The organism is Synechococcus sp. MEDNS5 (assembly GCF_014279875.1).
Lineage (GTDB): Bacteria > Cyanobacteriota > Cyanobacteriia > PCC-6307 > Cyanobiaceae > Synechococcus_C.
In genome coordinates this window covers 581,138-594,413 of the sequence record NZ_CP047952.1, presented here as the reverse complement: position 1 = coordinate 594,413, position 13,276 = coordinate 581,138, and the positions used below count along the sequence as shown (strand labels likewise).

The following is a 13,276-nucleotide window of genomic DNA, read 5'->3' as shown; positions in this document are numbered from 1 at the left end:
AACTCATCACCTGGGGCGGGCCTCCATGAGCACCGCTCCCGGTGCGATCCACATCGCATCCCCGTAGGAATAAAAGCGATAGTCGCTTGCCATCGCAAGCTCATACAGATCCAGCAGCCGCTCTCTCCCAATCAGGGCACTCACCAGAAGGAGCAGGGAGCTTTTGGGAAGGTGGAAATTGGTGAGCAATCCATCCACCACCTTGAATCGGTAACCGGGCTGGATCACCAGGTCCACCGGCCCTTTGAGAGGTTGCAGGCGTCCACCGCCAGCTGCAGCAGCCCCCTCCAGAGCCCGCACACTCGTTGTGCCCACAGCAATCACCCGCCCACCACGTTGGCGGCAGGCCTCCACAGCAGCCACGAGCTCCGAAGACACCTCCACCCATTCACTGTGCAGGCTGAGTTCGCGCAGATCCTCAGTTTCCACGGGCCGGAAGGTCCCCAGCCCCACGTGAAGGGTCACTGTGGACATCTGCACGCCACGCTCGCGGATTGCCTGCAGAAGATCATCACTGAGATGCAGGCCAGCGGTTGGTGCGGCCACAGCCCCTGGACGTGATGCATAGCGCGTCTGATAACGCTCCTGATCGGAGTCGTCGTGGCAGGTGATGTAGGGCGGAAGCGGAACTTCTCCATAACGCTGCAGCAGGGCCTCGATCGCGATGGCGTCAGCAAAGGCCGGCGGGAATTGCACAATGCGTCCGCCACTGGCTGGATCGCTCGCCAGAACCTGAAGGGGCAGCGGATCCTGTTCGAGCGCCTCAAGCCAAACCTGATCACCGGGCCGCAACTTCTTGCCAGGGCGTGCCAGACACAACCAGCGCCCCTCTCCCCTCGGCTCCAACACCAGCAATTCCCCCAGTCCGCCACCTGAACGCCTCAACCGCAAGCGGGCCTGCAGCACCCGGGTGTCATTCACCACCAGCAGATCACCGTTCTGAAGTTCGTTCTGCCAATCCCAGACCGTCCCATGCCGCACCTGCGAAGACGGCTCCTTCAGGGGAGGAACCAATAGCAATTTCGCGGCATGGCGCGGCTCGACCGGCCTCTGAGCAATCCGCGCATCAGGAAGCTGGTAGTCGTAGGCACTCAGCTGAAGATCCCTGGGATCAGCCACACTCTGATTTGATCATCCGTCCATCGTGCCTGAGGGTCAGGACGACGCCCCGGATGACTGCTTTTGAATGAAATAACGAACAATCGAAAACACCCGGCTGTGATCATTGGACAGCGCAGCAAAAAGGTTGCGGGCCCGCTGATTCAGCAACATGGCATCAAGTCGGTCGCGCGGGATGGCCACCGGCATGACCACGGTGGTGATGCACTCCGGTCGCAATCGCTCCGTTTCTTTGACGAAATCGCAGAACGGATCGAGAAGCGAACTGAACGGACTCTCCAGGAGAACCAGTTCCAATGCTCCGGTCTCACGTCCGGCGTAGCGATCCCAGGCTGAACTGATCGGACCAGCCTGCTCAGGGTTCGCCAGCACGATCACGGCCGTGACCGAATCGGCAAAGGAGCAGGCGTAACGCACGGCTTCAAACGATGGGCGGCTCAATGCAGCCAACCAGACGATGGCGTGGTGGCCGAGGGGAGGATCCCTTGGGATCACCTGGAGTGGGCTCATGGCCTCGTCCGGCGCGATGGCCTCATACACCTCCCGGTAACGGCCTCTGATTCCGGCCAGCCCCCACACAAGCAAGGGAATGGCAATCACCACCGTCCAGGCGCCCTCGTCAAATTTGCTCACCACGATCACCAGCAGCACCACGAAGGTGGTGAATGAACCCAGGGCGTTCATCGCCATGCGTCCCTGCCACCCCTCACCCCGCAGCCGCCACCAACGCCGCACGAGGCCAAGCTGCGAGAGGGTGAAAGCGCTGAACACCCCGAGGGCATACAGGTTCACAGCAACCGTGGTGTCGCCGCGACAAACCAGGATGATCGCGGCGGTGATGCCCAGCAGCACACCGATTCCGTTCTGATAAACCAGGCGGTCGCCCTGCCAGCTCATCTGCAATGGCAGGCAACGGTCTTCCGCCAACATGGCCGCCAGCCTGGGGAATCCGGCAAACGCCGTGTTGGCCGCCAGCACAAGAATCAGCAGCGTGGCGATCTGAAGAACCCAGAACAGGACACTTCCGGAGCCAAACACGCGCTGGCCGATCTGGGCGAGAACCGTGATGTCGGGATTGGGAGCGATCCCGTACATGAACCCCATTCCACTCACCGCAAAAAACATGGCGGAGAGGAGAAGTCCCATCACCAGGAGCGTCTTGCGCGCATTCTGGGCAGCTGGCTCCCGAAAGACCTTCACGCCGTTGGCGATGGCCTCGATGCCGGTCATCGCTGAACATCCCGAACTGAAAGCACGAAGGATCAGAAACAAGCCGATGGGCTCCAGCCCGGCAGTGAGCGGGGGTGCATCGGGTGTCCAGCCATGGTGAAAGGTGAGGTCCTTCAGGCCTCCAACGGTGAGCAGGGCGATCATCACCACGAACACATACGTGGGTACCGCAAACACACGGCCTGCCTCTTTCACGCCCCGCAGATTGGCCCAACCCACCAGCACCAGCAGGACCAGGGCAATCGGCACTTCGTAAGGCAGAAGGCTGGGAGCGAGGGACGACAGCGCCTGGGTGCCAGCCATCAAGCTCACGGCCGCTGTGAGGGTGTAGTCGATCAGCAGCGCAGCGGCGGCCACCAGGCCCACATTGCGGCCAAGGTTGTCCCGCGCCACCACATAGGACCCACCACCATTGGGATAGGCCGCAATGGCCTGGCGGTAAGACAGCACCACAATGGCGATCAGAGCGATGATCGCCAGGGTGATTGGCACCGACAGGCGCAGAACCGCACTCCCGCCGAGGATCAGGATGCCGAGCGCTGCTTCTGTGGCGTAGGCCACCGACGACAACGCATCCGACGAAAGAATCGGTAGTGCCTGAATGCGTGGCAGTCGCTCGTCATCACCGCTCGAACGCGGCAGAGGGCGACCGATCAAACGGGAAAAAATTGAGACGGACACGCGTCCAGCCAAGCCATTTCAAGAGTGGCAAAACTCTTCAATTCAGACCGCTTGCGCTGATGGCACAGAACCTGGAGCCAGGCTCAGAGAGCCAGGCTTTCAGGACGCGTCTCGATCAGCTCAGCTAAATCCTTGAGGAAGGCGGCTCCATCAGCTCCGTAGATCACCCGGTGATCCGCCGTGAGGTTCACTTGCATCTGGCGCTTCACCGCGATCGAACCGTCTTTTCCAGCCACCACCGTTGGCCGAGAGGCCGCGACCGCAAGGATCGCACCGGTGCCGGGAGGAAGGATGGCATCAAAGCGATCCACACCGAACATCCCGAGGTTCGAGAGGGTGAACGTGCCTGTGCTGTATTCCTCGGGCTGCAGCTGCTTGCTGCGGGACCGTTTCACCAGATCACCCCACTGACGGGAGAGTTCATAGAGGTCGATGCGATCGGCCTGACGCAGCACGGGCGTGATCAATCCACCGTCTTCCATCGCCACGGCCACCGCCACATTCACATCCGCGGGGTAGGCCATCCCTGCCTGGGTTGTGGCGGCGTTCACCTGGGGATGGCGCGCCAGCGTGACCGCCACCGCCTTGGCCAAAAGGGCTGTCATTGTCACGCCCTTGGGTTTGACCTGTTTGTAGAAGGCATCGAGCTTGTCGGTGGTGATGGTGTAACCCACCCGAAAGCTGGGCACAGCCAGACTGGCCTCCATATTGCGGTTCACCGCAGCTTGCAGGGTGTTGAAGGGCACCGTCTCCCCGGGGCGCCCGAAGCTGTTTCCAGCGGGAGCACTCGGCGGAACAGGCACAGAACCCCCAGGCGCAACGGCGGGGGCTGTGCCTTCACCCACTCGGGGCGGACTCACCGGCCGGCCAGCGGCCCGCTCAACGTCCTCCGCTTGGATGCGACCGTTGGGGCCACTTCCACGCACAGAAGACAAATCCACACCCATCTGGGCGGCGAGTTTCTTGGCACGCGGACTGACGATCAGGCGCCCGGTCCCTGTCGGTGCTGGTGAGGGCGTCGCCGCAGGGGCTGGCGGGACCTGGGGAGCCGGAGCGGGAGCCGGAGCGGAGACCGAAACCGGAGCGGGTGGAGCTGGAGTGGGCGCCGGTGGTGCCGCTTTCGGAGGTGCACTGGCCGGAGCCGCAGCAGCACCGGACGGTGTCTTGGCTTGCGCCTCCGCAATTTCCGCCTCTGATTCCACAATCAGTCCAATGGTTTCCCCCACCGGTGCCGTGCTGCCCGCAGGCATCAGCACAGCAGCCAGAAACCCGTCGTTGAACGACTCCACATCCATGTCGGCCTTGTCCGACTCAACGACGAGAACGGACTCACCCCGGGCAACCTTTTCACCTGGCTTCTTGAGCCACTCCACAATCTTGCCCTCCGTCATGGTGGAGCTGAGGGCAGGCATGAAGATGTCGTGGGTCGCCAAAGCCGTCTCCGGATGGACTGGGTAGACGGGGATTTTACGGGCCAGCAGACCGCGGCCCGTTCACTGGATCAACCCTGCTCGATCGACTCAATCACCCCGTCGCGCACCACAACAGCCACCTGCATCTTGCTGACGAGGTTGTCTCCCACCTGCACATCGCAGAAGCTTTCCAGCTGGCCTTGTTCCACGATCTGTTCCATCTCTAGCTCACGCACCTGAGATTGCTGCTGCAGCAGGTTGCGCTTCTGCTCTTCGATCTCTGCGCGCTTGGCTGCCACCTGCTGCTGCACCTGCGCGACCTGCTCCTGAACCCTGGGATCCAAAGGGTTGGAGCTTTGGCTGCGAATGTCGTCAACAACCTGCTGACCCTCCTGCTCCAATTGAGCCAGCTGCTGGTCGGTGGTGGCGATCGCCGTGCTCAATTCGCGCTCGGCTTCCTCCTTCCAAGCCGGTGTAACCACAGCACGGACGGTGATGGAGCGCTTGATCGACAGGGTGGTGCCGTCGGACATGGGAGCCAGGAAGAAGCGCCAAGCGTCTCAGCCCAACGGCCGATGGTCAAGCCAAGCAGCCGAGCCAGCGCTCAGCGCCCGTATAGCGCTTCAATCGCCTCGGAATCCCGCGCAGTGATCCGATCGCGCCGCTGTTTGAGCGTCTGCGTCAGCAATCCGTTGTCGATCGAGAACGGATCCACCAGTGCCACACCCACAAGGCGCTCATCCCCCCGAGCGCCCACCCGTTCACTCAGCACACGGTTGAGCTCTCCGCGAAGCAGCCGCCTCAAGCCTGGATCTCCTGGAGACCCGCCCAGATCCTCCCCAGGGTCAGCGATCTGATCACAGGCCCAGGCACGCATCGCCTCGACACGAGGCACAACCAGGGCCCCCAGCTGACGTTCGTCCTGTCCCACGAGCATCACCTGCTCGATCAGAGGACTGGCCACCAGGGTTTCCTCCAGGGGGCCCGGCTCGATGTTCTCGCCACTGCTGAGAACAATCGTGTCCTTGGCACGGCCGGTGAGCACCACCGACCCATCCGGGAGCAGCAGACCCAGATCACCGGTGTCAAACCAACCCTCAGCATCCAGCACCTTGGCTGTGGCCTCGGGTTTGCCGAGATAGCCCCCCATCACCTGGGGGCCACGCACCTGCACGCCCCCCCGCTGGCGATAGCCGAGAGGCAACCGGGTTTCGGCGTCGACGATCCGAAACTCCGTTTCAGGCATGGGCAGCCCTGAGCTACCTCGGATGTTGCGCCAAGGACGCCGGCAGCTCACCACCGGGCTGGTTTCCGTGAGGCCATACCCCACAAGCAGTTCAATGCCCACCGCTTCGAAGAAGGAATCCACGTGGGGAGCGATGGCACCGCCACCGTTGATCGGAAAGCGCAGGGAACCACCACTGAGCTGAAGTCGCACCTTGGGCCAGATCAGACGGGAAGCCAGGGCATGGGCCGGCCAGCGGCTCGAGGCCTCGGCAGCAGCGATGACACGTTCCCGCTTGCGCACGGGGTCCAGCATCAGATTGCGACTGCGGCGACGTGCCAGTGCATAGGCGGCACTGTTGGCCAGTGCTGCTTTCAGCAGCCGCTGGCGCGCGGGAGGGAACGTTTTCAAAACATCGTCAAAACCAGCCTGAACGGCCTCCCAGAGCCGAGGCACCGTGACCATCACCACAGGTCGAACCCGGGGCAAATCCCGTTTGAGCTGCTTGATCGTGGTGTAACTCTGCGAGCAAGCGCAGGAAAAGAAGTAGTACTCGGCGCTGCGTTCGTAGGCATGCCAGATCGGCAGCACGCTCAGCACTGGATCACCTGCTTCGGGGCGAGCGACACAGGCCAGGCTGCGCATCTGGTGGAGCAAGTTGGCGTGACTGAGGGGCACGCCCTTGGGCCGCCCGGTGGTGCCGCTTGTGTAGAGGAGTGTGGCAATGGTGCCGGTCGCGGAAGCCCGGTCCCTGCCGAGCAGTGGGTCCGGCGCCGAGGCCGACGCGCCAAGTGCCAAAAAGGCATCGAAGGAGAGGGCACCATCCGGTGCTTCTCCCTCCAGAACCAGCACAAAGCGCAGTTGCTCTCGCCATGACGCCGACAGTTCGAGCCGTTGCAGCAGCTCGGCGTTTTGCACCACCAAAGCAACCGAACCTGAATCTTCGAGGATGTAGCGAAGCTCTTCCACAGGTGCCGCCGCACCCCGTACCGCATCGATGGCACCCGCCCGCATCAGCCCCTGATCGGCCACTAGCCATCGGGGGCTGTTTTCTGCAAACAGGCTCACCACATCCCCCGCCGTGACGCCGATCCTGCGGAAGGCAGCCGCTGCCAGGCTGATCCGGTCGGCCAGCTCCCTGTAGCTGAAGCGCTCGGGATGGGTTGCATGGGGAGCATCCACGGCGAGCACCTCGCCGTGGTGATCGGAGAGCCACGGCCAGAGTTGATCAACACGCCCAAAACTCTGAACGTGTTGCTGACGGGCCAGGGCAGCCTGCTCGCGCGGGGTTGGGCGCCAGGAAGCGTGTGCGGTGGCAGTCACAGGAGTGAAACGCAGTCGCCCAGCCCTATCACCAACCTCGACCTTCGGCAATCGCCGTGCTCGGAGTGTCCTTCCAGCGCAGGCCGAACCGTGCTGCCAACGCCTCACAAACAAGGGGTTGCACCTCAGAGACGCTCAAGCCGGGAATCCAATCGCTGAGACGTCCCACGGCCCGCCCGGCGATGCCGCAGGGAACAACAGCCTCAAACCCCTCCATGGCGCAACACACATTTAGAGCAACCCCGTGTTGGGTGATCCAGCGCCTGCACCCCACACCGATGGCCGCCACCTTGCACTGATCGAGCCAGACCCCTGTGAGTCCGGGGAATCGCTCGCCTTTGAGACCGAGCTCAGCCAGCACATCGATCACCACATGCTCCAGCTGACGCAAGTACCAATGCAGATCCATGCGGTGGCGGTGGAGATCCAGCACCGGATAAATCACAAGTTGACCGGGACTGTGATGGGTGACCTCCCCGCCGCGATCGATGCGGTGCAGAGGGGCAGGGGGGTGCTCAGGATCGAAGAGGAGGTGAGCTTCCGATGCACCACGCCCCAGGGTGTAACAGGGAGGATGCTGCAGCAGCCAAACGGCTCCTGCCTGCGAAGAATCGAGGCCCTCAGACTCTTTCAACAAGCGCTCCTGCCAACAGCGCTGCCAAGCCCAGGCCTGTGCAAAAGGCACCAGGTGCGCCGGCTGGAAAAGAAATGCCGCAGACCCTGTTCCGGAATCGGTCGTCGTCTCTAGGTTGCCGATAGGACGAGGCACCGGAGGGATGCCATGAAGCTGTTGATCCATGGTCGCAACTTGGATGTGACACCTGCACTGCGCGACTACACCGAAACCAAGCTCGACAGGGCGATTCACAATTTCGGCGATCTCGTGAAAGAGGCGGATGTGCATCTCTCCGTGGCCCGGAATCCACGGGTCCCGCAGCAAACAGCGGAGGTGACTGTGTTCGCCAACGGAACGGTGATCCGTGCCCAGGAACGCAGTGAAAACCTCTACGCCAGCATCGACCTGGTGGCCAGCAAACTCGCTCGCCAGCTGAGGCGTTACAAAGATCGCCACAGCGACCATCACCACAGCCACGGCCACAAGGCCAGCGAAACCCCCACAACGGAAGCGGTGCTCGACAACGAAGCCGTCGTCGAGTCCCTCCTCGACGGCAAGGAGGTGCAATTGCCCAGCCCAGGGGTGCGCCGCAAATATTTCGCTATGCCACCGATGACCCTGGAACAGGCCAGGCAGCAGCTCGATCTGATCGATCACGACTTTTATGTGTTCCGCGACAGCGGCAGCGGCGAGCTGCAGGTGATCTACCGCCGGAACCACGGTGGTTATGGCGTGATCGAGGCGCGCGGCTGAACAACGACCCATTGACTGCTTTGCCTGTCCCTTGTGATGACCGCGCCAGCGCGCCGGCAGGACCTTCCGGACCTGCCCCCCTTGATTCATCAAGCTCTCCTCAACCCCCTGCTGCTTGAGGACGACCTGCTGAGCCTCTGTGACGCGTCCCGTCAGTACGGCTTCGGTGGCGTGGGGGCCTGCCTGATTCACCTTCAGACCATCCGCCAACGTCTCGGTGGAAGCGGGCCGGTGAAGCTGATTGCCGCTGTGGCCTTCCCATTCGGTGCTCTTCCGGCCGACTTAAAACAATCCCAGGCGGAATGGGCTGCCGCCGAAGGCGCCGATGCCCTCGATGTCACCCCCAACCTGGCAGCGCTGGTGAACGGACAGCCCAATGTTTATGCCGAAGAATTGGCCGCGATCGCCTCTCTCGATTTACCCATGACCGTGGTCATGGATGTGAATCAGCTCTCGCCAGAGCAGTTGGCTCTTGGAGCCGAAGCGGCTCTCGATGCTGGAGCGGCCGCGCTGCAGGCGGGCAATGGCTTCGGCGGCGCGGTCACCACGGAACAGGTGAAGCAATTGCGTCAGCTGACGGGTGGACGCTGCGGTCTCAAGGCCGTCGGTGGCATCAAAACCCTGGACCATGCCCTCGACCTGGTCGAGGCCGGCGCTACGGCCCTTGGGACAGGCCACGGCCCTGCCCTGGTGCAGGCCTTACGGCATCCGGGATGAGTGGCGACAGACGTTTGCAGGGACTGGCCCTCAAGGTGGGTCCCCTCGGTGAGCATGACCGGCTGCTCACGCTTCTGAGCGACGACGTCGGCGTGATTCGACTGGCGGTTCCAGGCGCCAGAAGACCCCGCAGCAGCCTGGCCGCTGCCGTGCCACTGACCTGCCTGGACCTTCAGGTGGTCGGTCGCCGCGGCCTGGCGCGGGTCCGTCAGCTTCGGGTGCTGCGCAGCTACAACGGCTTGGGCCAGCGCCTGGACACCCTGGCCTCAGCCCAAGCACTCGCAGAGCTGGCGATCGCCCTGGTGAGCTCGGATGATCCCGTTCCTGGCCTGCTCGATGCGGTGCTGATCCATCTCGACCGCCTGGACAGCCTCAGCCGCACTCCAGGGGAAGAAGCTGATCTCTGCCTGGCGAACGTGGTGCAGGCGGGAGTGCATCTGCTCGCGCTTGGGGGCTATGGGCTGCCTCTTCAGGCCTGCTGTCGCAGCGGGGAGACCTTGACACCACCGATTGGTCAGTGGGAGTGGCGATGCAGCGTCCTGCCGGAGGAAGGACTGGCCATCGGGGCCTTGGCTGGAGCCAGACTCCAGCTGAATCCCTCGGAGCTCGCTCTGCTGCAGCGCCTGCCCCGAGCCGACTTGCCTCGCCGCAGCAACGGGGATCTCCTCGGACCGCGACCGGTCTGGCTGAAGCTGCTTGCGGTGCTGGAGTGCTGGTGCCGCACCCACCTGCCCCGGCCGGTGCGCTCCCTGGCAATGGTGCGCGACTGCCTGAGCGCTGCTCCTTTGAGCGATCATGAGCCGACTTGACCAGGACCCTTGAGCGGATCCTCCCTGAACAACCCGGAACCGACACTTCCCACCGGGGGGAATCCGGAAGGTCCCCGTGGCCTGCAGGCCGTGGTGCGTTTCGAGGGGTTCCGCCGCCTCTGGATCGGCCAGATCTTCTCCCAGCTGGCCGACAAGTTCTACATCGTGCTGATGGTGTACCTCATCGCCCAGTACTGGGTGACGAGCACCCCACAGGAGAATGGGGCCCTGGCGGAGATCGCCTCGGCCATTCGCATGGATTTCGAGACCCGAGCCCAGCGAATCACGCTCCTGGCAACTGGCGTCTACGTGGCCAACACCATCCCAGCGATGGTTCTGGGATCAGTGGCAGGGGTGTGGGTGGACCGCTGGCCAAAACGGCGCGTGATGGTTGCCTCCAATGGACTGCGCGCCCTGCTTGTGCTCTTCACTCCGCTCTTTCTGCTTCCTGGACCGCACTGGCTTGGCCTCAGTTGGGGCTACTGGGCCCTGCTGGTGATGACCTTCCTGGAATCCGTGCTCACCCAGTTCTTCGCGCCAGCGGAACAGGCAGCCATCCCCCTGCTTGTGCCCAAAGAACACCTGCTGGCAGCGAATTCGCTGTATCAAGCCACCAGCATGGGCGCCACGATCGTGGGATTCGCCCTTGGCGATCCGATCCTCCGCGGATTGAACCACCTCTTTCAGCTGGTGGGGCTGCGTGGGGGCGAGTTCCTGCTCCTGCCGTTCTGTTACGGAATGGCGGCCCTCTGTCTCAGCACGATCCGGATGCGCGAACAGCCACGATCCCAAGGCGGTGAGTCGGTCTGGCGGGAGATCGTGGCCGGTCTGCAGGTGTTGCGTGAACGACCATCCGTGCGAACCGCCATGGTTCATCTGGTCTTGCTTTACAGCCTGCTGGCAGCGCTCTACGTGCTGGCGATCAGCCTGGCTTCGGCCATCCAGGGGCTAGGGCCCACCGGTTTCGGATCCCTGCTGGCGATGAGTGGTCTAGGGATGGCCATCGGAGCGGTGGTGGTCGCCCAGATGGGCCATAGCTTTAGTCGTCGCCGCTTGGCAGCAGCAGGCCTTGGGGCAATCACCTGGAGCCTGGTGCTTCTGGGGCAGCTTCGCGGAAACCTTGGTTACACCCTCGGGCTTTGCGGTCTTCTCGGGCTCGGTGCAGCTCTGGTCGCGATCCCTGCGCAGACCACCATTCAGGAGGACACGCCTGAATCCCAGCGCGGCAGGGTGTTTGGTCTGCAAAACAACCTGATCAACATCGCCCTCAGCCTTCCCCTTGTCTTGGCCGGAGCCCTGGTGAGCAGCATCGGACTGCTTCCGGTGCTTTGGGTGCTTGCAGCTTTCGCTCTAATCGCAGCGGTGATCGAGCGTCCGTGGCAACGCTGCTAACTTCAGAGCCAGCGCTGGAACGGTGCGGTGAGGCATATCGCCTGGCTCGGCAAAAAATCTCCGTTCTGCGGGAACGTCACCTACGGCCTCAGCACCACGGAAGCGCTGAGAGCGCGTGGTCACCAGATCAGTTTTATCCATTTCGCCAACCCCGGGGCCCCCGGCAGCGATACGTCGCTGCTGGCAAACGATCCAGACGTCAGCCTGCCGTATCTGGTGAAATCGCAGGTTTACACCATTCCTTCACCGGGGGCACAACGGGAGCTGAGGGAATCCTTGGAGCGTCTCCAGCCCGATCTGGTCCACGCCAGCCTCACGTTGTCGCCGCTCGACTTCCGACTCCCTGACCTCTGCCAGCAACTGGGGGTTCCGCTGGTGGGCACCTTCCACCCGCCGTTTGATGCCGGACTGCGCAATCTCACCGCTGGGACCCAGCAACTCACCTATCAGCTCTACGCCCCTTCTTTGGCCAAGTACGACAGGGTCATTGTGTTTTCCGATCTGCAGGCCGAGGTGCTGGCCCGGCTGGGCGTTCGCGAGGAACGGCTTGCAGTGATTCCCAACGGCGTCGACCCTGACTGCTGGCGACCGGCCGATATGCCCCTCTCCACCATCGGCAGCCCTCTGCGGTCCGTGCGTGCACGCATCGGCGACAAGCGAATGTTCCTTTACATGGGGCGAGTGGCCACCGAGAAGAACGTGGAAGCCCTACTGAGGGCGTGGAGGCTTGTGAAACCGCAAGGGTGCCATCTGGTCATCGTTGGTGACGGTCCGCTCCACGCGACCCTTCAGAACACCTACAGCAGCAATGACGTGCTCTGGTGGGGCTACGAAGCTGATCTGGCAACCCGAGTGGCCTTGCTGCAGTCGGCTGAGGTGTTTGTGCTCCCCTCACTGGTTGAGGGCCTTTCCCTTGCGCTTCTGGAAGCCATGGCAAGTGGTTGCGCCTGTGTGGCCACGGATGCCGGTGCTGACGGCGAGGTCCTGGCTGGCGGAGCAGGCATCGTGCTGAGCACCCAGGGGGTGACCACACAGCTGCGAACGCTGCTTCCCGTGCTCAGAGATCAACCCGTGCTCACCCGCGAACTGGGTCGACAAGCTCGAGAGCGCGTCCTCGAGCGTTACACCATGCAGAGCAACATCGATGCCCTCGAGCGCCTGTACGCCGATGTGATGCGACACGAACCGATGGCCGCTTAACGAAGAGCGCGTCCCCGCTCGGTAGCTGCCATCACGGCCTCGATCAAAGCTGAACGCAATCCAGCCTTTTCCAAAACGCGGAGCGCAGCGATGGTCGTGCCCCCTGGGGACGCCACCATGTCTTTGAGCTGACCGGGATGAAGCTCCTGCTCCTGCAGAAGGGCCGCAGTGCCCGCCAGGGTGCGATGGGCCAGATGATGGGCGAGAACACGGGGCAGACCGGCAGCCACGGCTCCATCCGCCATCGCCTCGGCCATCAACGCCACGTAAGCCGGTCCGGATGAGGTGAGCGCGAGGAAGGCATCAAGTTGCGATTCCGGCAACTCGAGCACTTCACTGACAGGCTCGAACATCCTTCGCACCCACGCTTTTTGCTCTGGCGACACATCACGCCCCCAAGCGAGCCCACACAACCCTTCAGCCACCAGACACGGGGTGTTGGGAACAGCGCGCACGCAAACCCTGCCTGGAAATGTGCTCTGCAATCGTGCCAAGGTGACTCCGGCCAACACAGAAATCAGCAGCGGTGCCTCACCTGAAGGAGTGTTGCCGGCGGTTACTGCGACCTGATCCAGCTGCTGCGGCTTGACAGCCAGAAGCTGAACCGAGGCTTGCCATGCTTCATGAACACGAGGATCGCTACCGGAAATCACTGTGATTTCAGAGGGCAGTTCAGGCTTGAGCCGAGCTACTGACGGCTCACGACCTACCACTGCAATCAATTCAGAACCCCGAAGGGCACCGCTTTCAACCAAAGGACGAACCAGGGCCTGAGCCATGCGCCCCATGCCGATCACAC

At 62.8% G+C, this 13,276-nt stretch carries 12 protein-coding genes; 5 read left to right on the top strand and 7 right to left on the bottom strand.

Annotation, left to right across the window (positions count from 1 at the left end):
* Positions 1 to 6 precede the first annotated feature (6 nt).
* The 6 genes from queA to lipB all read right to left on the bottom strand — a co-directional run bounded on the left by queA (position 7) and on the right by lipB (position 7,759).
* Complete coding sequence (queA, locus tag SynMEDNS5_RS02905; RefSeq protein ID WP_186584207.1) at positions 7 to 1,119, bottom strand: tRNA preQ1(34) S-adenosylmethionine ribosyltransferase-isomerase QueA; 1,113 nt, start codon at positions 1,117 to 1,119, stop codon at positions 7 to 9.
* Between the two features lie 36 nt (positions 1,120 to 1,155).
* Positions 1,156 to 3,042 carry an APC family permease gene (locus tag SynMEDNS5_RS02900; protein WP_186584206.1) on the bottom strand — a complete coding sequence of 629 codons (1,887 nt, stop codon included), beginning with the start codon at positions 3,040 to 3,042 and terminating at the stop codon, positions 1,156 to 1,158.
* A gap of 71 nt (positions 3,043 to 3,113) precedes the next feature.
* The gene (locus SynMEDNS5_RS02895) at positions 3,114 to 4,463 is read right to left on the bottom strand and encodes a dihydrolipoamide acetyltransferase family protein (RefSeq protein ID WP_186584205.1); all 1,350 of its coding nucleotides are present in this window, start codon (positions 4,461 to 4,463) and stop codon (positions 3,114 to 3,116) included.
* Between the two features lie 68 nt (positions 4,464 to 4,531).
* A complete protein-coding gene (locus SynMEDNS5_RS02890; protein ID WP_186584204.1) occupies positions 4,532 to 4,975 on the bottom strand; it encodes a YlqD family protein in 444 nt (147 codons plus the stop codon).
* A gap of 71 nt (positions 4,976 to 5,046) precedes the next feature.
* On the bottom strand, positions 5,047 to 6,990 hold the full coding sequence (locus SynMEDNS5_RS02885; protein ID WP_186584203.1) for an AMP-binding protein: 1,944 nt from the start codon (positions 6,988 to 6,990) through the stop codon (positions 5,047 to 5,049).
* A 28-nt stretch (positions 6,991 to 7,018) separates the two neighbouring features.
* A complete protein-coding gene (lipB, locus tag SynMEDNS5_RS02880; protein ID WP_186584202.1) occupies positions 7,019 to 7,759 on the bottom strand; it encodes a lipoyl(octanoyl) transferase LipB in 741 nt (246 codons plus the stop codon).
* A 12-nt stretch (positions 7,760 to 7,771) separates the two neighbouring features.
* On the opposite strand from lipB, the gene hpf reads away from it, so the two are divergent.
* Genes hpf through SynMEDNS5_RS02855 form a run of 5 tightly spaced genes read left to right on the top strand, consistent with a single transcriptional unit; the run spans position 7,772 to position 12,477 of the window.
* Positions 7,772 to 8,359 (top strand): ribosome hibernation-promoting factor, HPF/YfiA family, encoded by a 588-nt coding sequence (hpf, locus tag SynMEDNS5_RS02875; RefSeq protein WP_186584201.1) that lies wholly within the window; start codon positions 7,772 to 7,774, stop codon positions 8,357 to 8,359.
* Between the two features lie 36 nt (positions 8,360 to 8,395).
* A complete protein-coding gene (locus SynMEDNS5_RS02870; RefSeq protein ID WP_186584200.1) occupies positions 8,396 to 9,076 on the top strand; it encodes a 2-deoxyribose-5-phosphate aldolase in 681 nt (226 codons plus the stop codon).
* Complete coding sequence (gene recO / locus SynMEDNS5_RS02865; protein WP_186584199.1) at positions 9,073 to 9,885, top strand: DNA repair protein RecO; 813 nt, start codon at positions 9,073 to 9,075, stop codon at positions 9,883 to 9,885. Before SynMEDNS5_RS02870 ends, recO begins: the two co-directional genes overlap by 4 nt.
* A 9-nt stretch (positions 9,886 to 9,894) precedes the next feature.
* Positions 9,895 to 11,277: an MFS transporter gene (locus SynMEDNS5_RS02860; RefSeq protein WP_186584198.1), complete on the top strand. Its 1,383-nt coding sequence runs from the start codon at positions 9,895 to 9,897 to the stop codon at positions 11,275 to 11,277.
* Between the two features lie 27 nt (positions 11,278 to 11,304).
* A complete protein-coding gene (locus SynMEDNS5_RS02855; protein ID WP_186584197.1) occupies positions 11,305 to 12,477 on the top strand; it encodes a glycosyltransferase family 4 protein in 1,173 nt (390 codons plus the stop codon).
* Here SynMEDNS5_RS02855 and proC read toward each other — a convergent pair.
* The gene (gene proC / locus SynMEDNS5_RS02850; protein WP_370593585.1) at positions 12,474 to 13,256 is read right to left on the bottom strand and encodes a pyrroline-5-carboxylate reductase; all 783 of its coding nucleotides are present in this window, start codon (positions 13,254 to 13,256) and stop codon (positions 12,474 to 12,476) included. The genes SynMEDNS5_RS02855 and proC overlap by 4 nt on opposite strands.
* Between the last annotated feature and the right edge of the window lie 20 nt (positions 13,257 to 13,276).